22 protein-coding genes and 3 pseudogenes are annotated in these 21954 nt (G+C 70.2%); 13 read left to right on the forward strand and 12 right to left on the reverse strand.

Annotation, left to right across the window (positions count from 1 at the left end):
- The coding region (locus AC13HU_RS07255; protein WP_483040918.1) for a hypothetical protein at positions 1-549 on the reverse strand (549 nt) is incomplete at its 3' end.
- A 487-nt stretch (positions 550-1036) separates the two neighbouring features.
- On the opposite strand from AC13HU_RS07255, the pseudogene AC13HU_RS07260 reads away from it, so the two are divergent.
- Positions 1037-1897: pseudogene (locus AC13HU_RS07260) on the forward strand (esterase/lipase family protein).
- Here the strand turns inward: AC13HU_RS07260 and AC13HU_RS07265 are convergent.
- Positions 1890-2264 carry a cupin domain-containing protein gene (locus AC13HU_RS07265; protein ID WP_483040919.1) on the reverse strand — a complete coding sequence of 125 codons (375 nt, stop codon included), beginning with the start codon at positions 2262-2264 and terminating at the stop codon, positions 1890-1892. The pseudogene AC13HU_RS07260 and the gene AC13HU_RS07265 overlap by 8 nt on opposite strands.
- A 109-nt stretch (positions 2265-2373) precedes the next feature.
- Between AC13HU_RS07265 and AC13HU_RS07270 the strand changes: the two genes are divergently transcribed.
- The 3 genes from AC13HU_RS07270 (at position 2374) to AC13HU_RS07280 (ending at position 4394) form a co-directional block, all read left to right on the forward strand.
- Positions 2374-2820 (forward strand): MarR family winged helix-turn-helix transcriptional regulator, encoded by a 447-nt coding sequence (locus AC13HU_RS07270; RefSeq protein ID WP_483040920.1) that lies wholly within the window; start codon positions 2374-2376, stop codon positions 2818-2820.
- Between the two features lie 69 nt (positions 2821-2889).
- Positions 2890-4026, forward strand: a complete 1137-nt coding sequence (locus AC13HU_RS07275; RefSeq protein ID WP_483040921.1) for a methyltransferase domain-containing protein — start codon at positions 2890-2892, stop codon at positions 4024-4026.
- Positions 4023-4394, forward strand: coding sequence for a GntR family transcriptional regulator (locus AC13HU_RS07280; protein WP_483040922.1), 372 nt, complete (start codon positions 4023-4025; stop codon positions 4392-4394). Before AC13HU_RS07275 ends, AC13HU_RS07280 begins: the two co-directional genes overlap by 4 nt.
- Positions 4395-4402: 8 nt before the next feature.
- On the opposite strand, the gene AC13HU_RS07285 is transcribed toward AC13HU_RS07280, so the two are convergent.
- Positions 4403-5569, reverse strand: coding sequence for a DUF5925 domain-containing protein (locus tag AC13HU_RS07285; protein ID WP_483040923.1), 1167 nt, complete (start codon positions 5567-5569; stop codon positions 4403-4405).
- A gap of 246 nt (positions 5570-5815) precedes the next feature.
- Between AC13HU_RS07285 and AC13HU_RS07290 the strand changes: the two are divergent.
- A pseudogene (locus AC13HU_RS07290) lies at positions 5816-6611 on the forward strand (SGNH/GDSL hydrolase family protein).
- Between the two features lie 156 nt (positions 6612-6767).
- The gene (locus tag AC13HU_RS07295; RefSeq protein ID WP_483040924.1) at positions 6768-7031 is read left to right on the forward strand and encodes a hypothetical protein; all 264 of its coding nucleotides are present in this window, start codon (positions 6768-6770) and stop codon (positions 7029-7031) included.
- A 95-nt stretch (positions 7032-7126) separates the two neighbouring features.
- On the opposite strand, the gene AC13HU_RS07300 is transcribed toward AC13HU_RS07295, so the two are convergent.
- From AC13HU_RS07300 to AC13HU_RS07325, 6 genes and pseudogenes are all read right to left on the reverse strand, one after another.
- Positions 7127-8383 carry a type ISP restriction/modification enzyme gene (locus AC13HU_RS07300; protein WP_483040925.1) on the reverse strand — a complete coding sequence of 419 codons (1257 nt, stop codon included), beginning with the start codon at positions 8381-8383 and terminating at the stop codon, positions 7127-7129.
- A 16-nt stretch (positions 8384-8399) separates the two neighbouring features.
- Positions 8400-9146 (reverse strand): GntR family transcriptional regulator, encoded by a 747-nt coding sequence (locus AC13HU_RS07305; RefSeq protein ID WP_483040926.1) that lies wholly within the window; start codon positions 9144-9146, stop codon positions 8400-8402.
- The gene (hmgA, locus tag AC13HU_RS07310) at positions 9143-10465 is read right to left on the reverse strand and encodes a homogentisate 1,2-dioxygenase (protein ID WP_483040927.1); all 1323 of its coding nucleotides are present in this window, start codon (positions 10463-10465) and stop codon (positions 9143-9145) included. The genes AC13HU_RS07305 and hmgA overlap by 4 nt, the downstream gene beginning before the upstream one ends.
- Before the next feature lie 64 nt (positions 10466-10529).
- A complete protein-coding gene (locus AC13HU_RS07315; RefSeq protein ID WP_483040928.1) occupies positions 10530-11186 on the reverse strand; it encodes an SGNH/GDSL hydrolase family protein in 657 nt (218 codons plus the stop codon).
- 91 nt (positions 11187-11277) lie between these two features.
- Positions 11278-11916, reverse strand: a complete 639-nt coding sequence (locus AC13HU_RS07320) for an MFS transporter (RefSeq protein WP_483040939.1) — start codon at positions 11914-11916, stop codon at positions 11278-11280.
- Positions 11805-12749, reverse strand: a pseudogene (locus AC13HU_RS07325) (MFS transporter). Before AC13HU_RS07325 ends, AC13HU_RS07320 begins: the two are co-directional and overlap by 112 nt.
- 148 nt (positions 12750-12897) lie before the next feature.
- Between AC13HU_RS07325 and AC13HU_RS07330 the strand changes: the two are divergent.
- The 4 genes from AC13HU_RS07330 to AC13HU_RS07345 all read left to right on the forward strand — a co-directional run bounded on the left by AC13HU_RS07330 (position 12898) and on the right by AC13HU_RS07345 (position 17035).
- Positions 12898-13572 carry a TetR/AcrR family transcriptional regulator gene (locus AC13HU_RS07330; protein WP_483040929.1) on the forward strand — a complete coding sequence of 225 codons (675 nt, stop codon included), beginning with the start codon at positions 12898-12900 and terminating at the stop codon, positions 13570-13572.
- A 7-nt stretch (positions 13573-13579) separates the two neighbouring features.
- Entirely contained in the window at positions 13580-14185 is a 606-nt protein-coding gene (locus AC13HU_RS07335; protein ID WP_483040930.1) for a TetR/AcrR family transcriptional regulator, read from the forward strand.
- A gap of 221 nt (positions 14186-14406) precedes the next feature.
- Positions 14407-15849 (forward strand): aldehyde dehydrogenase family protein, encoded by a 1443-nt coding sequence (locus AC13HU_RS07340; RefSeq protein ID WP_483040931.1) that lies wholly within the window; start codon positions 14407-14409, stop codon positions 15847-15849.
- 103 nt (positions 15850-15952) lie between these two features.
- Positions 15953-17035, forward strand: a complete 1083-nt coding sequence (locus AC13HU_RS07345) for a zinc-binding dehydrogenase (RefSeq protein WP_483040932.1) — start codon at positions 15953-15955, stop codon at positions 17033-17035.
- Between the two features lie 34 nt (positions 17036-17069).
- On the opposite strand, the gene AC13HU_RS07350 is transcribed toward AC13HU_RS07345, so the two are convergent.
- Positions 17070-17600, reverse strand: coding sequence for a DUF402 domain-containing protein (locus tag AC13HU_RS07350; protein ID WP_483040933.1), 531 nt, complete (start codon positions 17598-17600; stop codon positions 17070-17072).
- Positions 17601-17633: 33 nt separating this feature from the next.
- Complete coding sequence (locus AC13HU_RS07355; RefSeq protein WP_483040934.1) at positions 17634-18269, reverse strand: TetR/AcrR family transcriptional regulator; 636 nt, start codon at positions 18267-18269, stop codon at positions 17634-17636.
- Between the two features lie 73 nt (positions 18270-18342).
- On the opposite strand from AC13HU_RS07355, the gene AC13HU_RS07360 reads away from it, so the two are divergent.
- Complete coding sequence (locus AC13HU_RS07360) at positions 18343-19491, forward strand: acyl-CoA dehydrogenase family protein (RefSeq protein ID WP_483040938.1); 1149 nt, start codon at positions 18343-18345, stop codon at positions 19489-19491.
- 181 nt (positions 19492-19672) lie between these two features.
- The gene (locus AC13HU_RS07365; protein ID WP_483040935.1) at positions 19673-20287 is read left to right on the forward strand and encodes a TetR-type transcription factor C-terminal domain-containing protein; all 615 of its coding nucleotides are present in this window, start codon (positions 19673-19675) and stop codon (positions 20285-20287) included.
- 80 nt (positions 20288-20367) lie between these two features.
- On the opposite strand, the gene AC13HU_RS07370 is transcribed toward AC13HU_RS07365, so the two are convergent.
- On the reverse strand, positions 20368-20829 hold the full coding sequence (locus AC13HU_RS07370) for a MaoC family dehydratase (protein WP_483040936.1): 462 nt from the start codon (positions 20827-20829) through the stop codon (positions 20368-20370).
- Positions 20830-21240: 411 nt separating this feature from the next.
- Here AC13HU_RS07370 and AC13HU_RS07375 point away from each other — a divergent pair.
- The coding region (locus AC13HU_RS07375; protein ID WP_483040937.1) for an SAM-dependent methyltransferase at positions 21241-21954 on the forward strand (714 nt) is incomplete at its 3' end.

The following is a 21954-nucleotide window of genomic DNA, read 5'->3' on the forward strand; positions in this document are numbered from 1 at the left end:
CCCCGGGACGCCCCGCCCGCCTGCCGCCACGCGTACCCGGCGGCCCTTCAGCAGCCCGTGGCCCGCGCCCACTCCCTCCCATGCCGCCTCGGTCACCCGCAGCCTCACCTGCGCGCCCTCCCATGGGCCCGCCACCAGCAGCACGGCCCCGGTGCGGCGCTGGTGGGCGGCGAGCCTGCGCATGACGCGCTCGGTCGGTCTGCCCAACGGCCCGAGCAGCACGACCGGCACCGTCTCCATCACCACCGACAGCACTTGAGGCCAGTCGTTCCCGGGGCGGTCGACCCACAGCCCGTGATCCAGGTCCAGCCCCGCGTCCGCGGCGGCCAGCCCGCCGAGTTGCGGCAGTCCCAGGGCGGCCCAGATCCCGCGGCGAGCCGCGCCGCCTCCCAGCGCGAGCAGCAGCGGCAGGTCCCCGTCCTCCACTGCCACCGCGGAGCCGGCCCGCAGAACGCCGTTGGGCAGCAGAGGGCGAAGCGCGGGTGGTACGGGCAGAGCCCGCGTGCCACCCGACCTCACCGGCACGCCGCCCGCGGAGAGGATCGACATTCCACTTAGAATCGAACATGCGAACGATTCACGCAACTCCACGACCAGGGGCTTCTCAACTTCCGCTTCGCCATGGGTGCTTGCATGTGAGGGGCGGGTTCGATCCATGCGGCATTTTCTACTCACGCGTAACTAGTGCCCCTCCCGGCAAGGTTTGCCCCGCTCGCCGCCCGGGCGCGCGTCCCCCTACCTTCGGCGGGTGGGGGTGCTCCCGGCGTAGCCAGGGGGAGTGCTCCCGGCGTTGGCCGAAGGCCCGAGTAGGCCCACTGCGAGGGCTTCCGGCCGCCTTCGGCCTGGGGGCACCCCCACGCCGAAGGCCATGGGGGACCACCAGGACGCCTCACTGCCGGGCAAACCTTGCCGGTCGCGGCACTGGTCAGCGAATTCCTACTCGTGCGTAACTTGTCGTGGGTCCAGCAAGTGATCCGGATCATAAGATGCCGGGCGTCGTTGTCGTGCCCACTTCTCTGACCTGTGAGGAGATCGCATGAGGCTGCCCTGGAGACGGCTCCTGGCCGTGTTCGCGCTGACGGCAGTGATGGCGGTCGCGCCCACCGCTGTCGCCTCCGCGTCCGCCGGCTCCGCGCCGACCAGCGGCTGGAACAACTATTCCTGCCGCCCTTCCGCCCAGCACCCCCGACCTGTCGTCCTGGTGCACGGCACCTTCGCCAACGGCGCCGACAACTGGCTCGTCTTCGCCCCCTATCTGGTGGCGCGCGGCTACTGCGTCTTCTCCTTCGACTACGGCATGCGCCCCGACGAGAACCTGATCGGCGGGTTGGGGCCGATCGCCGACTCGGCACACCAGCTTTCCGACTTCGCTGATCGGGTACTGGTGGCCACCCACGCCGCCAAGGTCGACATCGTCGGCCACTCGCAGGGCGGCATGATGCCGCGCTATTACCTGAAGTTCCTCGGTGGCGCGGCCAAGGTGAACGCGCTGGTCGCCCTTGCTCCCGACAACCATGGGGCCACGCTTGACGGATTGACCCGCGCTGCTTCCGTACTTCCCCGGTGCGGCCGCCTTCCTCCAGGCTGATCTACCCGGTCTGGCCGACCAGGTGGCCGGATCGGACTTCCAGCGTGAACTGAACGCGGGCGGCGACGCCGTGCCCGGCGTGCAGTACACCGTGATCTCCACTGTCTACGACGAGGTCGTCACGCCATACGCGACGCAGGCGCTGTCCGGCCCGAACGTCCGCAACGTGGTGCTTCAGAACCTCTGCCGCTCGATGTCTCCGAGCATGTCGTCATCGGTCTGACCGACCGCATCGCGTTCCATGAGGCAGCGAACGCGCTCGACCCCGCGCATGTCACTCCGACCACCTGTCTGTCGGCGTTCAGTTAGCCCAGGGCGGGGATATTCGTGAGCCGTCGGCCAGTGAGGCATGCAATCCGATGCTTGTGGTCACCCAGAGGGCGGCCGGCTCCTCCCTGGGATTGATGATGCCCAGCAAGGAGCCGGGTGGGGCGACGGCCGTGTCGCCGGCGGTGAGCGTCCGGGTCTCCCCGTCGATGGTCAGCTCCAGGGAGCCGGACAGGACGAGGAAGACCTCTTCGCGTGAAATCCGGTGGGGTGGCCCGGAAGAGGCGGCCGGCAACTCGCAGCGCCATGCGCACAACTCCTTGCTGCCGAGGGCGGGTGCCGCGTACGACACGAAGCGGGCGCCGTGCAGCTTGTGGACCACGGCGTCCGCCGCGGGGATGAAAGGCATGACAACCTCCTCCGGGCGCACAGCCCGGCGTCGCGTTATAGGCAAGTAACTTACGTAAATCTCTTGCCTATATGTTCAAGGAGCTTGCGCTCTGTGTCAAGGTGATTCTGTGAAGGACTCCGATGCAATGAGCCTGACCGCCGCGCTTCTCATTTCCGCCGGGTCGCTCGTCCAGGACATACACAACGGCGTGGTGGCGAGGGGTTTCACCGACCTGCGTCCGACCCACGGCTTCGTCTTCGCCCGGCTCGCCCCGGCCGGTGCGACGGTCACCGAGGTCGCGGAACACCTCGGGTTCACCCGCCAGGCCGCCAGTCAGATCGTCGACGAACTGGAGCAGAAGGGGTACGTGGAGCGGCGCCCGCACCCGGATGACGCCCGCGCCCGACTCGTCCTGCTCACTGCCCGTGGCCGGCGCTGCACCGAGGCCGCCGAGGCGGCCGCGGCCGAGGCTGTGCTGCCCTGGGAGGAGATCCTCGGTGAACGCCGGCTGCTCAAGCTGCGGGACGAACTGGTACGGCTCGCGCCGACCGGGCCGATCCGCCCCACGTGGTGAAGCCCGGTCGACCCAGTCGGCAGGTTCGGTGAACGCCCGTCTGTCGGCGGTGGGTGGGACGCTCTTCCCATGAGCGCCGACGCAGACACTCGCCAATACTGGGACGCCGCCGCCGACCACTTCGACGATGAACCCGACCACGGCCAGCGCGACCCGGGTGTCCGCTCGGCATGGGCGGCGCGGCTGCGGTCATGGCTGCCCGCGACGCCGTCCGACGTGCTCGACCTCGGCTGCGGTACCGGAAGCCTCTCGCGGCTCGCGGCCGCCGGCGGGCACCGGGTCACCGCTGTGGACCGGTCGGAGCGGATGGTCGCGCTGGCCCGCGCGAAGCTCTCCGGCACAAACGCGCTGGCGATCGTCGGTGACGCGAGCCATCCGCCCGTAGGGGCAGGCGGCTTCGACATCGTCCTCGTCCGCCAGGTGCTGTGGACCCTGCCGGACCCGGATGCGGTACTGCGGCGGTGGGCCGACCTGCTGCGGCCCGGCGGGCGGCTGGTCCTCATCGAGGGCCGGTGGGGGACACCCCCGGTCGGCATCTCCGCCGACACCCTCACTGAACTCACCGCGCCGCTCGGCGGGTCCACCCAGGTCGAGCAACTCGGCCCCGACGCGGCGCTGTGGGGGCACACGGTCTCCGACGAGCGGTACGTGGCGGTGGTCCGCCCCGCGCCCCGAATCTCCCGCCGACACACCGAGATCGTCGACGTCCATCTGATCCTGCTGCGCGGCAAGGATGTGCTACTCGCCCGCCGGGACGGCACGGGCTACGCCGACGGCCTGCTGCATGCGCCGTCCGGGCACCTCGAAGACGGCGAGGACGTCAGGAGCGGAATGATCCGCGAGGCCCGCGAGGAGATCGGGCTCGAATTGGCCCCCGGCGACCTGGAAGCCGCGATGGTGATGCAGCATCGGGCACCCGAAGGCCGGGCCAGGATCGGCTGGTTCTTCGTTGCACACCACACGACCGGCGGCCCCGAACCGGTCAACCGCGAACCGGACAAGTGCTCGGAGCTCGGCTGGTATCCGCTGGACGCGCTGCCCGACGACATGGTCGCCTACTGCCGGGCGGCGATCGACGGCTATCGGGCCGGCCACTGCTTCCTGCTCCACCTGCACGAGAGCGGGGACGCCATCGCCTACGCCCCGGACGGTCCGGCCCGAGCGGTGCCGTTGGTATCCGCCGCTGTGCCAGTATCCGGCGTATGAGCCTGAAGATCACGATCGATCCGGACGCGACCGCCGCCCCGTACGAGCAGGTGCGCGGTCAGATCGCCGAGGAGGCCCGTATGGGGGTTCTCCCGGTCAACTACAAGCTGCCCACCGTGCGTGGCCTGGCCGAGCAGTTGGGGCTCGCGGCGAACACTGTCGCGAAGGCGTACCGCGCGCTGGAGGCGGACGGGGTGATCGAGACCCGGGGCCGCCACGGCACGTACATTGCGGCGGGTGACGCCCAGACTCGCGAGGTGGCCGCCGCCGCGACCGCCTATGCGCAGCGGGTTCACCGCCTCGGCCTGGACCGCGACGCCGCCCGCACCGCGATGGAGGAGGCGCTGCGCGCGGAGTACGGCGAGTAGGTCCGTCGTCAGAGGTAGAGGCCGCCTTCCACCTGGGGTGGCACGGTGAGGGTCGGCGCGGCGCCGCGGCGCAGGGCGTACAACTCGGCGAGGCTGGCGCCCTCACGGCCGATGCCCTCGCTGGTGCCGAGCCACCGCACCGCCTCTTCCCGGTTCAGCGGGCCGACCTCGATGCGGGCAAGGCAGCGACCGGGCCGTACGACGGCCGGGTGCAGTCGCTCCAGGTCCTCGTTGGTGGTGATGCCGACCAGGACGTTGCGGCCCTGGCCGAGCAGTCCGTCGGTGAGGTTGAGTAGCCGCGACAGCGCCTGGCCGGTCTCGTGCTTGGCCTGCCCGCGGATCAGTTCGTCGCAGTCCTCCAGCAGGAGCAGCCGCCAGCGACCGCCCTCGCTCTCGTCCTCGCCGATGGCGATGTCCATCAGGTAACCCACGTCGTTGAAGAGTCGCTCGGGGTCCAGGACGCAGTCCACCTGGCACCAGTCGCGCCATGAGCGTGCCAGGGTGCGCAGGGCGGAGGTCTTGCCGGTACCGGGTGGTCCATGGAGCAGGAGCAGCCGCCCGGTGACGTCGTCGGCGGTCATCTTCATCAGGCTGTCCATGGCGTCGGCGACCGGCGCCGAGTAGTTGCCGCGCAGTTCGTCCCAGGTGCTGGCGGAGATTTTCCGGGTGGTGCGGTGCGGGCCCCGCCGGGGGGAGACGTACCAGAAGCCCATGGTGATGTTGTCCGGCTGCGGCTCCGGTTCGTCCTCCGCGTCGTCGACCGCCGACTTCAATATCCGCTCGGCGAGTTCGTCGGAGATCGCCGTCACCGTGACGTCGGCGCCCCGGTTCCAGCACGAGACCAGGATCGTCCAGCCGTCTCCCTCGGCCAGGAGGGCACTGCGGTCCTTGTCACGCGTCTGCCGCAGCACAGCCGCGTCCGGCGGCAGCAGGGTGAGGCCGGGCTTGACGCTCTCCAGTGAGCTGCTGCGGGCGAAGGGCTGCTGCCCGGAGGTGAAACGCCCCAGGAACAAGGCGTCGACGACGTCGGACGGCGAGTCGCTGTCGTCCAGTCGCAGATGGACGGGCAGGGAATGGAACGGATCGGCGGCCGCGGCGGCCTTCCTGTCCGTGGCGGGAGAGGCGGGCGGCACGTGCCTCCTCGGTGGGCGGGATGTGGCGGACATGCGGCCCATGATCCGGCACGGCGGGGCAATCGCCCAGCGTTTTTCGGTCCGACTCGAGCTTCCATGCGGACTCCCAAACCCCTCGAAAGGGTTGATTTGCCGCACAAATGTCCGGAGATGAATTCAGTGAGGTCAACGGGGCCGGGCAGCGGCTTTGTTGACCGCCGATCAGTTTCCCCGCGCGTGACACCTCCTGGCATCGCCCTTGGCCGGCGTGTCGGAGATGGTCCGCGGGACGCCGCTCAGGGAGTTCTCATGAAAATGCACCACCTCGTCTCAGCCGCGTCCGCGTTGGCCCTCATGTGCACGGTCGGCCTGCTGGGAACCGGCTCCGCACAGGCGGCCACTACCAACTACGTGGCGCTCGGCGACTCCTACTCCGCCCGGAGTCGGCGCCGGGGGATACGACGGGTCCAGTGGTGCCTGCAAACGAAGTACCAGGGCGTATCCCGAGTTGTGGGCCACCGCCCACCATCCTTCGTCGTTCGCCTTCACCGCCTGTTCCGGCGCCGACACCACGGACGTCGTCAGCGGCCAGTTGGGACCGGTGAACTCCGCGACCAGCCTGATCAGTATCAGCGCAGGGGGAAACGACGTCGAGCTCTCCGGTGTGATGAGTACCTGCGCACTCGACTCGGAGGGCCCCTGCCTGAGTCGGATCGCCAAGGCCCGGGTCTTCGTCGACAAGGATCTGCCGGGCCTGCTCGACGCCGTGTACGACAAGATCCGCGCCAAGGCCCCGCGCGCCCATGCGGTGGTGCTCGGATATCGGCGCTTCTACAAGATTCCCGGCGACTGCCTGCTGGGGCTGAGTAACACCGCGCGCAGAGCCGTCAACGGCGCGGCTGACGATCTGGACGGGGTGATCGCCAAACGCGCCGCGGACCACGGCTTCACGTTCGCCGACGTCCGAAGTGCCTTCGCCGGTCACGAACTGTGTTCCGGTGCCCCCTGGCTGAACAGCGTGATGCTTCCAGCGGACGAGTCCTACCATCCGACCGCGACCGGCCAGTCGGGCGGCTATCTGCCGGCCTTCCGTGCGGTGGCATGATGCGACGCCGTCCTCCGCATGTCCGTTCCCGCGTCAACGCCCTTGAACGGAAGGTGAATCGGGCGACAGGGGTAGGCGGCGGATGCGCACGTGACGTGACGGGGCGATAGGGTTACCCTGCCCGTGCTGGGTGCCCTCGACAGGGTGGGGAGAGTCATGGAACAGATAGCGATGCACGGCAGGCCCAGAGTGCCTGCCATCAACTGCGGTACTAAGGCGTCCAGTGCACGTCTGGACCGGCATCTCTCGATACTGGCCGGCCCTGCCGTGCCGCAGCGCGAGACCGAGGAAGCGACCGTGCTGTTGCGGGAGTTGACCTCGCGCGACACCGTGCACACCAAGACCAACAGGGGCGCCCGGGTGTCGCTCTTCGCGCCGTTGCGCCGACTGCGGAGGTCGCTCTTCGGCAACCGCCGCTGAAACACGAGCAGTTCGCGTCCGTCCTGCTGTCAACACGGTGGGGTGCGTGCGGCCGTCCTCCCCAGCGGCCGCCGTTGATCCCACTGCACTCACGGTCACAGCAGGGCGAACTGCCCGTCCGGGCCTTCTTCGTGATGCTCCAGCACTGAGGCCGGCCTACGCCTGGCTGCGGGTACCGGAAGGACCCCGGCCGACCTCAGCGCCACCGTGCCGGCTGTCCCCGTCCTGTCGACGCCCGTAGCCGCCAGCCGCGCGGCGAAGTCCCGCAGCTCGCCCCGAAGCTGAGCCAGCAGCGTCAGCACGCCGATCAACTCCAGCAGTTCTGAGGTCGTGGCCCGGGTCCAGGCGGCCGGGCGCATAGCTTCCAGCGAGCCCGGCTCCCCGGGTGTGACCCGCCGCCCGTACCACGCTTCCAGCACCCGTACCCCGCCCGCTGTGGACTCCCAGGCTCCGGGCGCCACAGGAGCCACTTGGCCGGTGCCGATCCACAGGGCGCGCTCCTGCGGGTCGTATCGCAGGTCGTCGGGCTGTGGCTGAGCGGGCAGCGGCGCCCTGACATAGGGTCGGCTGCCGCCGGGCGGTCGCAGCCGGTCGGCGTCGCGGCCCCGCGCGGGATCGGCGTAGCGGGTGCCTCGGGTGTGCAGCCACAGGGATCTGCGGCCCAGCGCCGTTCCTTCGTGCCACTGGTCCGGGGTGCGGGGGAGCGGTACGGCGCAGCCACGGTGACCGGGTCGGGCCACGGCGGCGATCCAGGCGAGCGTGTCCTCGGCGGTGACGTCGCTGCCCAGACGGGTGGTGAGCCAACTGGTCAGGCCCGGTGCGAGGTTCGGATCGCGGCCGCCGGGCCGCCGGTACAGCGGTCGGATCAGGGCGGGCTTGCCAGCCGGTGACCGCCCGTCGGGAAGCAGGGCGCAGAAGGTCACCGCGGCTTCCGCGGTGTCCGGCAGTGGGCTCTGCTCGATCGCGAAGACCTGCCGGTCGTCGGCGATCCGCCACAGTTCAGGCCGGGCCACGTCGATCAGCCGGTGGTCGGGTATCAGCCACTGCTGGTCGAAGGGCCCGTGCTGGATGCGTACCGGCTCCGGGCAGCGACCGTCCTCGCGGGCAATCGCGGTGGTGGGGGTGTGGTGGCCGGGGAGTTGGGCAACCGGGGTGTGCAGGCCGCGGGCCCGGGTCGGGTGCAGCAGGGCAGCTCTGGTGGCGTCGTCCGGCGCGGTGGTGAGGAGAGTCCAGCGTGCTCGCAGGCAGGCGGGCTCGGGTGCCATCGGCCAGCCCCGGCCGATGCGCAGCGGGCGCACCGACCATGGCATCAGGTCGTGCAGCAAAGGCGCGTCATCGCTCACCGCATGCATGCTACTGACGGCCCTCTCAGGGTGCCTCCATCGTCACGGTGAAGGAGAACCGGTCGCCGCGGTAGTGGATGCGCACCACGTCCACGGCTCGGCCAGTCTCGTCGTAGGTCACGCCGGTGTAGTGCAGTATCGGGCTGAGCAGCGGTACCTGCAGCAGGCGGGCGGTGTCCGGGGCGGCCAGCCTGGCCTCCACGGTGTCGGTGATGCGGCTGATCCGCACCCCCAGAGCATCGCGTAGGACCTTCGTCATCGGCCAGCGCTCCAGGTCGGCGAGGTCGATACGATTGGCGAGTTCGGGGCGGACATGGTTCTCGGCCCAGTTGGAGGGCTCGCCAGCCTCATCATGGCGCAGCCGCCGGAAGAAGACGGTCTCGGTGAGGTCGGGGAAGTACTCGGCCACATCAGGAGGCAGGGGAGCGGGACCGTGCGCCAGGATAGTGGTGCGCTCCCCGGACTGCTGGGCGACGATGGTGTCCACCGAGCCGAGCAGTTTCACCGGTGCCCCGCGCAGTGCGGTCGGCTCGATGAAGGTGCCGCGCCTGCGATGCCGGGATATCAGGCCCTCGGTCTCCAGTTCCTTCAGTGCCTGGCGCATGGTGAGCACACTTACTCCGTAGTGCGCGGCAAGGTCCTCCTCGGTGGGCAGCCGCAGCGGGGCGTCCGCCCGCCTGCCCAGTATCGAGGCGCGCAGGGACTGCGAGACCTGGTACCAGAGCGGCAGCCTGCGGTTGAGGACCAGTGAGTCGGGGGCGAAGGCGTTCACGGTCGGAAGTTTCTCTCAAGCCCCTCCCAGACCGAGTCGTATCCCTCCTGCCGGTGCCCCGCGCCCAGGGCGAACTCGGTCGTTACCACCGGCCAGCGCGTCTCGAACATGAACGCCAGCCCGTCGTCGATCTTCTGCGGGCGCAACTCCGCGGTGCTGGCCCGGTCGAACGTCGTGCGGTCCGGGCCGTGCGCGGACATCATGTTGTGCAGCGAGGCGCCGCCGGGGACGAAGCCCTCGGCCTTCGCGTCGTAGGCGCCCTCGACCAGGCCCATGAACTCCGACATCACGTTCCGGTGGAAGTACGGAGGGCGGAAGGTGTCCTCGCCGACCAGCCAACGAGGCGCGAACACCACGAAATCCGCGCCAGCGAGCCCCGGGGTGTCCGACGGGGAGGTGAGGACGGTGAAGATGGACGGGTCGGGGTGGTCGAAGCTGATCGATCCCAGCACGTTGAAGCGGTGAAGGTCGTAGAGGTAGGGCACGTGGTTGCCGTGCCAGGCGACCACGTCGAGCGGTGAGTGGTCGTAGACGGCGGCCCATAGGTTGCCGCCGAACTTGTTGACGACCTCGGTGTCCTCCTCGCGATCCTCGTAGGTGGCGACCGGGGCGAGGAAGTCCCGTGCGTTCGCCAGGCCGTTGGCACCGATCGGGCCGAGGTCGGGGAGCTGGAAAGGGCGGCCGTAGTTCTCGCAGACGTAACCGCGGGCAGTCGGCTCGAGGAGTTCCACCCGGAAGCGGACGCCACGCGGGATGAGGGCGACGTGACCCGGTTCGGCGCGCAGCACGCCGAGTTCGGTACGCAGCAGCAGGGCGCCCTGCTGGGGGACGATCAGGAACTCGCCGTCGGCCGAGGAGAAGACGCGGCGGTCCATCGAGGTGTTCGCCGCGTACCAATGGATGCCGATGCCCTCGCGGCGCAGCACGTCACCGTTGCCACCCACAGTGACCAGGCCCTGGACGAAGTCCGTGGGTTCGTCGGGGAGTGGGAGCGGGCCCCAGCGCAGTCGGTTGGGGTCCGGCTCCACGTCGTGGAACGGAGCACTGCGCAGCGCCCCGTTCGGCACGCGGCGAAAAGGGGGATGGGCGGCGGACGGCCGGATGCGGTAGAGCCAGCTGCGGTGGTTATGGGACCGGGGCTCGGTGAAGGCGGTGCCGCTGAGCTGTTCGGCGTACAACCCCAAAGGGGCGCGCTGCGGGGCGTTGCGCCCCACGGGGAGGGCGCCCGGCACGGCCTCCGTGCTGTGTTCGTTGCCGAACCCCGGCTGGTAGTCGAGGTCCTTGTCGTCGTCGCTGTGCCTGGTGCCTTGCAACTCCATGCTCCACTCCCCGCCTTGCCGTCGTGATTCCTATGCTGAACCATAGGAATCACGACGGCAACCCTCACCGTTCGCCTGTGGAAAACTCCGTGGCCGGGATGCGCGAGGCCAGTGCGCGTATCGTCGTCGCGGCGATCACGGCGTGCCCGCGTGCGGAGGCGTGCACCCGGTCGGTGCTGAACAGGTCGCGGTCGGCGGACGCCGGGTGCCCGTACATCTGCACGACCAGGGCTCCGTGCCGGTCGGCGGCCTTGCGGGTCACCTCGTTGAGTACTTCCACGCCCTTCTCCAGCGGCCCGCCGCGCAGTTCGGGTATGGCGTCGACGACGTTGACGAGGGCGTAGACGAAGAGTGTGGTGCCGGGCGCGGCCAGTGCGCCGAGGAGCCGGTCGAACTCCGACGCCAGGGCGCGCGGGTCGAAGCCGGGCAGCAGCAGGTCGTTGCCGCCGCAGACGACGCCCAGCAGGTCGGGGGCGAAGGCAGTGGCGCGTTCGGCTTGTTCGGCGCGGACCTCGGCGGCGGTGAGTCCGTGTCGGCCGAGGTTGAGATAGGCCAGGTCGGGCACGGACCGGCGCAGCGCCCGCGCGAGCCGATCGGCCCAGCACGCGGTGCGGTAGCCGGGCACTGGATCGCCCAGACCCTCCGCGAGGCTGTCCCCGACGACCGCCAGACGCCGCCAGGAGGCACCGTGCAGGAGCGCGTCGCTCTCGGTGTCGCTCATGCAGTGCGGGTCGGTGGCTTCGCGCTCGAAGTCCTGGGCGCCGTCCGTGGGATGCGTGGCGCCGACGAGCGGGAGCGACTCGGAGGTCCTGTCAGGACTCCCTGTGCTTGGGCATGGTGCGGGACATGGCGAGGCCGACAGTGGCGGCGGCGCCGGCCAGCAGTACGCAGGCCAGGTAGACGTCGCGGAACGCCTGCGGGCTGCCGAGCCGGTGGGCCGCGATGATCGCGCCGGTGGCCGCGGCGCCGAGCGCGCCGCCCAACTGGCGTGCTGTGGTGCTCATTCCGACGCCTGAGCCGAACCGTGACGGAGGCACGGAGATGGCGGCCGCGGTGGACAGGGCGGTCAGCGTCGCGCCGAACGCGGCACCGCCGATCAGCCCCATCGGCAGCCAGAGAGTCAGGAAGCGCGTGTCTGGGCCGAGTTGCAGCCAGGTCCACACGCTCACCGCCGCGAACGCCGCCATCGCCGCGCCGACGATGAACGGAAACTGGTGCGGTTTTGCCCGCTTGCCGACAGCGATGGCGGCCGGCGCGGAGGTCAGCGCACCGGGAGTGACCGCGAAGCCGGCCTTGAGTACCGAGTAGTGCCAGATGGTGGTGAGGAAGAGCGGGCTGCTCAGCAACCAGGCGAAGAGCGCCGCACCGGTGAAGGCGGAGGCCGCCGACGCCACCGCGAAGGTGCGGTCGCCGAAGAGGCCGGTCTCGACGGCCGGGGCGGGGTGGTGCACGGAACGCCAAAGGGCGAGCGCGCCCAGGGCAGCGCCGCCGGTCGTGATGCCGATGGTCGCGGCCGAGCCCCAACTCCAGTCGCTGCCCTTGGTGAGACCCAGGACGACCAGCGAATGCCTGCGGTGAGAGTGGCAGCGCCGAGCGGATCGGGCGGCTTCTGCCCGCCGTCGGTGCGTCCCGGCAGCCCGTGTATCCCGGCCACCACGAGCGCGATACCGACGGGGATGTTGATGACGAAGACAGAGCGCCATCCGAAGACGTCGACCAGGACACCGCCCAGGGCCGGTCCGGCCGCCGAGGCCATCGAACCCGCCGCGCCCCAGGCGCCGATCGCCGCGGCGAGGCCGGCGGGCGGGGTGGTGGCCAGCAGCAGTCCCAGCGCCGCTGGGATCATGCCCGCCGCGGCCGCTCCCTACAGGGCCCGGGCGGCGATCAGAAACGGCAGGTCGGGTGCAGCGGCGTACAGCGCGGAGGCGACGGTGAAGGCGGTCAGCGACAGCAGGAACACCCTCTTGCGGCCCAGGACATCGGCGATCCGGCCCATCGGAGTGAGCAGCGCGTCGAAGAGAACAGCGTAACTGCTCACCACCCAGGACAGGTCGGAGATCCGCGCGGACGGAAACGAGGTGGCCAGGTCCGGGAAGGCGACGTTGACCACGGTGGTGTCGAGGAAGGCGATGAAGGTGGCGCCGGCGCTCAGCAGCAGGACGAGACCGGGCCGGGAACCCGTGCCCGGCGCGCCGGGAGGTGGGTCGGGAGGCGCGCCGGGGAGGGGAGGGGATGCGGGAGAGACAGGTGAAGCGCGTGAGGTGGACAAGGTCGATGAGGACATGGCCGTCCTTGCCTTGCGGGGCTTGATGCATACTGGCGGTACGGAACATACATACCGAAGGTATATATGTGTCAAGCGATGGCCTTGGCTAAGGTGGGAGCGGGCAAGGCGGCCGGTTCAATCGGCGGGCAAGAGAGGGAGGTGCGCCGTGGCAGGACCCAGCGCAGGCGGCAGCGCGCGGCGCGCCACCGGGCGGGCGCGCGGCGTCGACGGCACCGCCGTCTCGACGGCACCGCGCCAGCGTCAGCGCGAGCGCTCCGACGCCACTGTCGACGACCTGGTCACCGCGGCCCGCGACCTGTTCGCCACCGACGGCTACGGCGCGACCTCGCTGGACGCGGTCTGCGAACGGGCCGGCGTCACCAAAGGCGCGCTCTACCACCACTTCGCCGGCAAGCGGGAGTTGTTCAGCGCCGTGTACGCGCGCGAACAGGACGGACTTGCCGCCGTCATCTCGGCCGCGTACCTCAAGGTCGCCGACGACCCCTGGGAGGCGCTCTTCGAGGGCAGCCGCGCCTATCTCGAAGCCTCGCTCGACCCCGAGGTCCAGCGCATCACCCTCTTCGACGCCCCCGGCGCCCTCGGCTGGGAGGCGATGCGCACACTCGGTGTCGACTGCCGCGAGTTGACTCTGCGGGGGGTGGCCCGGGCGATCGGGAAGGGGGCGATCCCTGATCGCCCGGCCGACCCCCTCACCTCTATGCTCTACGGCGGTCTCAGCGAGAGTGCGATGGCCGTCGCCCGCGCGGAAGACCCACAGGCTGCGCTCGCGGAGACCCTGGACGGGCTGCGCAGGCTCTTCGATGCCATAGCCAGGGGCTGAACCTGCCGTGCCCAGGCAGGAATCCGCGCGCGGCGCACTACGCCGTGTTCCCGTTCAGCGCCGCAGCACCGAGCGCCTCTCCCGCATTCTCGACGCCTGCGCCCGGGAGTTGGACGAAGGCGGCTATGAACGGCTCAGTACGCGCGCGGTGGCCGCGCGTGCGGGAGTGCCCATCGGCTCCGTCTACCGCTTCTTCTCCGACAAGCGCGCCATGACCGACGCGTTGGCCCATCGCAACCTCGACGAGTTCCTTGACCGCACTGCGGCGCGACTGGCCGAGCCGGACGTCGGGGCGGACTGGCGCGCCGCCGTCGATGTGCTGGTCGAGGAGTACACCGCCATGAAGCGGACCGCGCCCGGATTCGCGCTGGTGGACTTCGGTGTACCGGGTGAGACCAACCAGGACCTCGCCGACCGGCTGCCGGTGTTGCTCGGCGACCGGCTCACCGTCGACCCGGCCGACCCGCGGCTGCGGTTGGTGCTGACCGTCGCCGTCGAGGCTGCCGACGCCGCGCTGCAACTCGCGTTCCGGACCACCCAAACGGGTGATTCGCGCGTGATCGCCGAGGCGAAAGTGCTGGTCAGAGCATATCTCGGCACCGTGCTCGAATAGCGAACCCATATTCGAAGGGTGGCGGTGCGTACCGGCGGGTAGGTCGTTGTCGGAGCCGTTCGGCACCCGTCCGGCGGGATCGACAAGGCCGGCGAATGCGGTGCAAGTGGCTACCAATCACACACGCGAACTCGGGGCGACCGGGCGAGCGCTGGTCACACAAAACTATCGGCGCTAGTTTGGGCGCCGGACGCAGAGCGGCGATATCGGAGGGCGGCAGCGTGGACGGCAGGACGGATAGGGCAGGCGGTGGCGAGCACGTCCACCAGGGGCGCGACGAGCTCTACGTCGACGGCCGTTGGCGACCCGCGGCCGCGGACGGGCGGATCGACGTCGTCAACCCGGTGACCGAGCAGGTCATCGCCCAGGTGCCGGCCGGCGATGCCCAGGACGTGGACGCGGCGGTACGGGCGGCGCGCCAGGCGCTGCCCGGATGGGCGGCGACCGAGCCCGGGAAGCGTGCGGCGGCGCTGGCCGCGGCGGCGGGGCTGATGGCCGAGCGCCGCGACGAGATTGCCGCTACGATCGCCGCCGAACTGGGTGCGCCGCCCGCGTTCGCGACCGCAGTGCACACGGACATGCCGACTGCGGTGATGGGAGTGTTCGCCAAGCTCGCCGCCGAGCACTCTTTCGAGGAGCGTATTGGCAACTCCCGGGTGCTGCACGAACCCGTGGGCGTGGTCGGGGCCATCACGCCGTGGAACTACCCGCTGCACCAGGTGGTGGCCAAGGTGGCGCCCGCACTCGCCGCGGGCTGCACCGTGGTTCTCAAACCGGCCGAGGACACGCCGCTCGTCGCTCAGTTGGTGGCGGAGGTGCTGGACGCGGCGGGCCTGCCTGCCGGGGTGTTCAACTTGGTCACCGGGCTCGGCCCGGTCGCGGGCCAGGCGCTCGCGGAGCACCCGGATGTCGACCTGGTGTCGTTCACCGGGTCCACCGCGGTGGGCAAGCGGATCGGTGCGGCGGCCGGCGGTGCGGTCAAGCGGGTCGCGCTGGAACTCGGCGGCAAATCGGCGAACGTGATCCTGCCCGGCGCGGACCTGGCCCGCGCGGTCAACGTCGGTGTGGCGAACGTCTTCGCCAACTCCGGTCAGACGTGCAGCGCCTGGACCCGGATGCTGGTGGACGCGGCCCGGTATGACGAGGCGGTCGAGCTGGCCACGGCGGCCGCCGCGAAGTACGTGCCCGGCGAGCGGCTGGGCCCGGTGGTCAACGCGAAGCAGCGTGATCGGGTCCGCGGCTACATAACGAAGGGCGTCCAGGAAGGCGCCAGGATCGCGGCCGGCGGCGCCGAAGCGCCCGACGACCTGACCACCGGGTACTACGTACGCCCCACGGTCTTCGCAGATGTCGCCCCCGGAATGACGATCGCGCAGGAGGAGATCTTCGGCCCGGTGGTGGTCCTCATACGGTATGAGGACGAAGAGGACGCGCTGCGGATAGCCAACGACACGGTGTACGGGCTGGCCGGGGCGGTTTGGGGCGAGGACGAGGCGGAGGCCGTCGCGTTCGCCCGGAGGATGGAGACCGGGCAGGTCGACATCAACGGCGGCCGGTTCAATCCGCAGGCGCCCTTCGGGGGTTACAAACAGTCCGGAGTCGGGCGAGAGTTGGGCCCGCACGGGTTGGCCGAGTACCTCCAGACCAAGTCGCTGCAGTTCTGACCTCTTCGGGTCCGGCCATCCCCAGGTCGAGCACTCCCCGGCCCCACCACCTGGGAAGGCCGACAACCTGACAACCCCCGCCGCAAGAAGCCCAGGAGACACTGTGGTCCGCGCCGCCGTACTGCCCGAAGTGAACGCCCCGCTGGTGGTCACCGACATCGAGTTGCCGCAGCCAGGGCCCAGCCAGGTGCGGGTGAAGCTGGCGGCTGCCGGGGTGTGCCACTCGGACCTGTCGCTGTCCAACGGCACCCTGCGGCAGCCCGTGCCGGCGGTACTCGGCCACGAAGGCGCGGGCACGGTCGTCGAGGTGGGGGAGGGCGTCGCGCACGTGGCGGTCGGCGATCAGGTGGTGCTCAACTGGGCGCCCGCTTGCGGGACCTGCCACTTCTGTGGGCTGGCCGAGCCGTGGCTGTGCGCCAACGCGGGCGCGGCGGCGGCAGCACCGTACGCGACGCTGGCCGCCGACGGGAGCGAGCTGTACCCGGGCCTGGGCACCGCGGTGTTCGCAGAGGAGACGGTGGTGGCGGCGAACGCGGTGCTGCCGCTGCCCGAGGGGGTGCCGCTGGGCGATGCGGCGCTGCTCGGTTGCGCGGTGCTGACCGGGTATGGCGCGGTGCATCATGTGGTGGGGGTGCGGCCGGGGGAGTCGGTTGCCGTGTACGGAGTGGGTGGGGTGGGCCTCGCCGTTCTGCAGTCGGCCAGGATCGCCGGCGCGGAACGGATCATCGCGGTGGATGTGGCGCCGGGCAAGGAGGAGTTGGCCAGGGCGGCGGGTGCCACGGACTTCGTGGTCGCGGGTGAGGACACCGCCAAGCGGGTCCGCAAACTCACCGGCGGCTACGGCGCCGACGCGGCGGTCGAGTGTGTGGGCCGCGCCGACACCATCCGTACCGCGTGGTCGTCCACCCGGCGGGGCGGGCGTACCGCGGTCGTCGGTATCGGCGGGCAGGATCAGCAGGTGGCTTTCACGGCGCTGGAACTCTTCTACTTCGGCCGTACGTTGTCCGGTTGTGTGTACGGCAACTGCGACCCGGCGAAGGATCTCCCCGTCCTCGCCGGGCACGCACGCGAAGGGCGGCTTGATCTCTCCGCCCTGGTCACCGACCGGATCGGCCTTGACGGCATACCGGATGCCTTCGAGGCGATGACCGCCGGGCGCGGCGGCCGGGCCCTGGTGGTGTTCTGACCGGGCACCGTGGGCTGGCCGCCCACGGCAGGAACTAGTCGACCTGCGCCAGCCACTGTTCATGCACGCCGTCGAAGGGGCCGGAGCGCTCGGCGATCACGGTCATCAGCCAGGACGCGGCCTGCACGGCGGAGCGGATGACGTCGGCGGGATAGCCGTACCGCACCTGGTGCTCGGCGAACTCGTCCTCGTCAACGAGGATCGGGAGTTGGGTACCGCGGCGGCGCAGGACGTCGAGGTCGAGGTCGACCATGGTCACCTCGGTTGCCGAGGGCCACTGCGGCGGGGTGGTGATGTCGCAGTAGATCTCGGTCTTACGGGGAGTAGCGTTGAAGGTGGCGGTCCACCAGGAGTCGTGCGGGAAGAGGATGATGTGGGCTTCGGGCAGATCCACCGTCGGACCATGGCCCTTGCGTATGGTGCTGTCCGCGGGGAGTCCGAGCCATGTTCCGTGCTTGTCCTCGCCGAGCCGGTGCATCCGCAGGTTCCAGTGCAGCGAGCCGTCGTACTTGGTGTAGTTGACCTGGACGAGATCGTTGTTGGCGGTGTCGTCGAAAGCAGGCATGCGCGTCATCCTGTCACCGGACGCGCGGCGGGCTCAGCGGAATTGGAGCGCCAGTCCGTCGACGAGCGCATGTAGGCCGGTTTCGAACGCCCCCTCGTCGACCTGCTCGCGGCGGTTGGCCAAGAGGTGGGCCTGGCCGAGGTGCGGGTAGTCCGCCGGGTCGTATGCCTGCGGATCGCCGACGAAGCCGCCCGCGAAGGAGCCGAGCGCCGAGCCGGTGACGAAGTAGCGCATCAGCGCGCCGATCCGGGTCGCCTGGGCGGCGGGCCAGCCCGCCTCGACCATGCCGCCGAAGACGGCGTCGGCCATCCGCAACCCGGCGGGCCGCAGTCCGGGGCCGATCGCGAGGAAGGGAACGATATGGGGGTGTTCGGTCAGGGCGGCGCGGTAGGAGCGGCCCCAGGCGAGGAGGGCGGCGCGCCAGTCGGGCCGGCCGTCGGCCGCAGGCTCGAACATCGACAGGTCGACCTGGGCGATGACCGTGTCGGCGGCGGCGTCGAGGATCGCCTCCTTGGTGGCGAAGTGGTTGTAGAGGGAAGGTCCGCTGACCCCGAGTTCTGCGGCAAGGCGCCGGGTGGACAGCGCGTTCAGCCCCTCCTCGTCGATGAGGGCGAGCGCCGCCGTCACGATGCGGTCGCGGCTGAGCAAGGGCTTGCGGGGGCGGGCCATGCGGCACATAGTAGAGGCTGCTACCGGAAAACTAGCGCCGGTAGTTTATGTTCGGAAGGGCCGGGTGGCCGCAGTGGATCTGGAGCTGTCCGAGGAGCAGGCTGCCGTCAAGGCGTTGGCCAGGGACTTCGCCGACCGGGAGATCGCTCCGCACACTGTCGAGTGGGACCGGGCGGAGAGTGTGGACCGCGGCATCGTGAAGAAGCTCGGCGCGCTCGGTTTCCTCGGCCTGACCATCGGCGAGGAGTACGGCGGCTCGGGCGGCGATCACCTCGCGTACTGCCTGGTCACCGAGGAGTTGGGGCGCGGTGACTCCGCGGTGCGCGGCATCGTGTCGGTCTCGCTCGGCCTTGTCGCCAAGTCGATAGCGCACTGGGGCAGCGAAGCCCAGAAGCGCGAGTGGCTGCCGCGGCTGACGGCCGGCGACGCGATCGGCTGCTTCGGCCTCACCGAGCCCGGAACCGGGTCGAACGCCGCCAACCTGACCACCCGCGCGGTGCGGGACGGCGACATGTACGAGATCACCGGCAGCAAGATGTTCATCACCAACGGCACCTGGGCTGATGTCGTGCTGCTCTTCGTGCGCACCGGCGGCGAGGGCCACCGAGGCGTGAGCGCCTTCCTCGTGCCGGCCGACGCCCCCGGGCTGGGCCGCCGTGAGGTGCGCGGCAAGCTCGGCCTGCGCGGCCAGGCGACGGCCGAGCTGGTGCTGGACGCGGTGCGGGTCCCGGCAGACGCGATGCTCGGACCCGAGGGCAAGGGCTTCTCCGTCGCCATGTCCGCGCTCGCCAAGGGCCGGATGTCGGTCGCCGCGGGCTGTGTCGGCATCGCGCAGGCGTGCCTGGAGGCGGCCACCGGATACGCCGGGCAGCGCGAGCAGTTCGGTGTGCCGATCGCCCGGCATCAACTGGTCCAGGAGATGCTCGCCGACATCGCCGTGGACGTGGACGCCGCCAGGCTGCTCACCTGGAGGGTCGCCGACCTCATCGACCGCGGACAGCCCTTCGCCACCGAGTCGTCGGTCGCCAAGCTCTACGCCAGCGAAGCCGCGGTGCGCTGCGCCAACAACGCCCTCCAGGTCTTCGGCGGGTATGGCTATATCGACGAGTACCCAGCGGGCAAACTGCTGCGCGACGCCCGGGTGATGACGCTGTACGAAGGCACGAGCCAGATACACAAGCTGCTGATAGGGCGGGCGCTGACCGGGGTCTCCGCGTTCTAGTGCTTCGGTTGCCCGGTTGCCCGGTTGCCCGGTTGCCCGGTTGCCCGCGTCCGGCTCGTCCGGCTCTCTTCGGCCCTCCTCGGTGATAGCCCCGCTCCTTCGCCTAAGCGCTTGCTCACCTATGACGGTAGGGTGTGGCCCTGTCGACCAAGTGGGTGTGGTGGGTGTGAGGGAGCGTGCGATGACTGCGGAGGCGGCAACTGGCGAGGCGTGGGGTGACATCACCCCCGACGCCGCGAGGCGGCTGGTGATCGCCGCGGTCGAGGCGTTCGCGGAGCGCGGCTATCACGCCACCACCACCCGGGACATCGCCGGCCGGGCCGGGATGAGCCCAGCGGCGCTCTACATCCACTACAAGACCAAGGAAGAGCTGCTCTACCAGATCAGCAAGGTCGGCCACCATCGGTCACTGGCCATGCTGGAAGAGGCCCGCGACTCCGACGGCACCCCTGCGGAACGCCTCGCGGCGGCGGTGCGCGTCTTCGTCCGCTGGCATGCCGAGCACCACACCACGGGCCGCATCGTGCAGTACGAACTCGGCGCGCTCGCCCCCGAGCACTACCGAGAGATCGTCGTGCTGCGCCGTCAGAGCGAGGACGCGATCCGGACGATCATCAAGGACGGTGTGACGACGGGTGAGTTCGACGTGCCCGACGTCTCCGGGACGACCCTCGCGGTGCTGTCGCTGTGCATCGACGTGGCCCGCTGGTTCAGCCCGGGCGGCAGCCGTACGCCTGGCGAGGTCGGCGCGCTCTACGCCGACCTCGTGCTGAGGATGGTCCGCCGGATCGACTGATCCGATGATCTGCGGGATCGCCCCACGGTACGTGCGTCGATATGTCGGTATCCGTGGGTCGGAGGCGGGTCGGACGTGGTTCAGAGATAGAACCGCGCCACCGTCTCCGCCACGCACACCGGCTTCTCGCCGCCCTCGCGCTCGATCGTCACCTGGGTGACGAGCTGGACTCCGCCGCTCGTCTCCGACACGTCGGCGATCCTCGCGGTGGCCCGCAGCCGCGAGCCGACCGGTACGGGGGCGGGGAAGCGGACCTTGTTGACGCCGTAGTTGACGCCCATTCGTACGCCTTCGACGCTGAACAGCCGCGGGGTGAGCGACGGGATCAGGGAGAGCGTGAGGAAGCCGTGCGCGATGGTGGTACCGAACGGGCCCTGCGCCGCCCGCTCGGGGTCGACGTGAATCCACTGGTGGTCACCGGTCGCCTCGGCGAACTGGTCGATCCGCTTCTGCTCGATCTCCACCCAGTCGGTCCAGCCGAACTGCTCGCCGACAGCGGCACGGAGTTCGTCGAGCGACGCGAAGACGCGGGGCTGCGGCATGGCGGTGGGCCTCCTGAGTAGCTGGTTTCCAAGCGCTTGCTCAGCATGGTTCGGTGCACCCGGCGTGTCAACGTGTTCGGACCGCCGCCCGGCCGTGCCGCCGCCCGGCCGTGCCGCTGCTCGTCCGGCCGGCCCCGCCGCACATGCGCCAGGCTCCTCCGCCCTGCCGTATATGCACCCTCCATCAAGTGAGGGATCGCTTTTGTTCGGCGCCCCGTTGGAGTCGGCGAAGCTCCGGGCGGCGGTGCTCGCCACGGTCGGCGGGCCGGTGCTCGCCCGGGGGTGGAGGGATACCTGGTGCACCCTTTGATCGCGGCGGACGCGGGGGATATTGAGTGGCACCGGGGTTCCGGATCAGGCACCATGCGCGGGTTCCGCCCCCGTCGGGGGCCTGTAAGGCCGAGGAGCCGCATGAGCCTGCGCCATCACGAGATCGCCGAGTCCGGGCACCGCATTCTGAACCCGATCACTGAGGAGAAGTTGATGCTCCTGGGTGAGATCTGCCGGCTGGAGAAGGGACAGCGGCAGCTCGATCTGGCGTGCGGGAAGGGGGAGATGCTCACCCGGTGGGCGGAGCGGTACGGCATCGGGGGTGTCGGGGTGGACCTGAGCGAGGTGTTCCTGACGGCGGCCCGGCTGCGGGCGGCGGAGCTGGGGGTGGCCGAGCGGGTGAGTTTCGAGCGCGGGGACGCGGGTGTGTACCAGGCCGAGCCGGGGGCATTCGACGTCGTGTCGTGTATCGGGGCGACCTGGATCGGTGACGGGGTCGGCGGGACGATCGACTTGTTGCGCCGGGCGCTGCGGCCGGGCGGGTTGATGCTGATCGGGGAGCCGTACCTGACGGAGCCGGCCCCCGAGGAGGCGTTCGAGGCGATGGGGTTCGGCCGGGAGGAGTTCACCTCGCTGGTCGGCACGCTGGACCGGTTCGAGGCGGCCGGGATGGAGTTGGTGGAGATGGTGCTGGCGGACGGGGACAGCTGGGACCGTTACGTCGCGGAGCAGTGGTTCGCGATCTCGGACTGGCTGCGGGCGGTGCCGGCGGACCACCAGGACGCGGCGGACATGCGGGAGTTCCTGACACACAGCCGGCGTACCCATCTGGAGTACCAGCGCCGGTATCTGGGG

Source organism: Streptomyces sp. NH27, assembly GCF_056859195.1.

Coding starts and splice junctions, on each gene's coding strand:
- AC13HU_RS07265 (WP_483040919.1), bottom strand. CDS start 2,264: ATGCCTTTCATCCCCGCGGCGGACGCCGTGGTCCACAAGCTGCACGGC.
- AC13HU_RS07275 (WP_483040921.1), top strand. CDS start 2,890: ATGAGCGCCGACGCAGACACTCGCCAATACTGGGACGCCGCCGCCGAC.
- AC13HU_RS07280 (WP_483040922.1), top strand. CDS start 4,023: ATGAGCCTGAAGATCACGATCGATCCGGACGCGACCGCCGCCCCGTAC.
- AC13HU_RS07285 (WP_483040923.1), bottom strand. CDS start 5,569: ATGGGCCGCATGTCCGCCACATCCCGCCCACCGAGGAGGCACGTGCCG.
- AC13HU_RS07295 (WP_483040924.1), top strand. CDS start 6,768: ATGGAACAGATAGCGATGCACGGCAGGCCCAGAGTGCCTGCCATCAAC.
- AC13HU_RS07300 (WP_483040925.1), bottom strand. CDS start 8,383: ATGCATGCGGTGAGCGATGACGCGCCTTTGCTGCACGACCTGATGCCA.
- hmgA (WP_483040927.1), bottom strand. CDS start 10,465: ATGGAGTTGCAAGGCACCAGGCACAGCGACGACGACAAGGACCTCGAC.
- AC13HU_RS07315 (WP_483040928.1), bottom strand. CDS start 11,186: ATGAGCGACACCGAGAGCGACGCGCTCCTGCACGGTGCCTCCTGGCGG.
- AC13HU_RS07350 (WP_483040933.1), bottom strand. CDS start 17,600: ATGCCTGCTTTCGACGACACCGCCAACAACGATCTCGTCCAGGTCAAC.
- AC13HU_RS07355 (WP_483040934.1), bottom strand. CDS start 18,269: ATGGCCCGCCCCCGCAAGCCCTTGCTCAGCCGCGACCGCATCGTGACG.
- AC13HU_RS07365 (WP_483040935.1), top strand. CDS start 19,673: ATGACTGCGGAGGCGGCAACTGGCGAGGCGTGGGGTGACATCACCCCC.
- AC13HU_RS07370 (WP_483040936.1), bottom strand. CDS start 20,829: ATGCCGCAGCCCCGCGTCTTCGCGTCGCTCGACGAACTCCGTGCCGCT.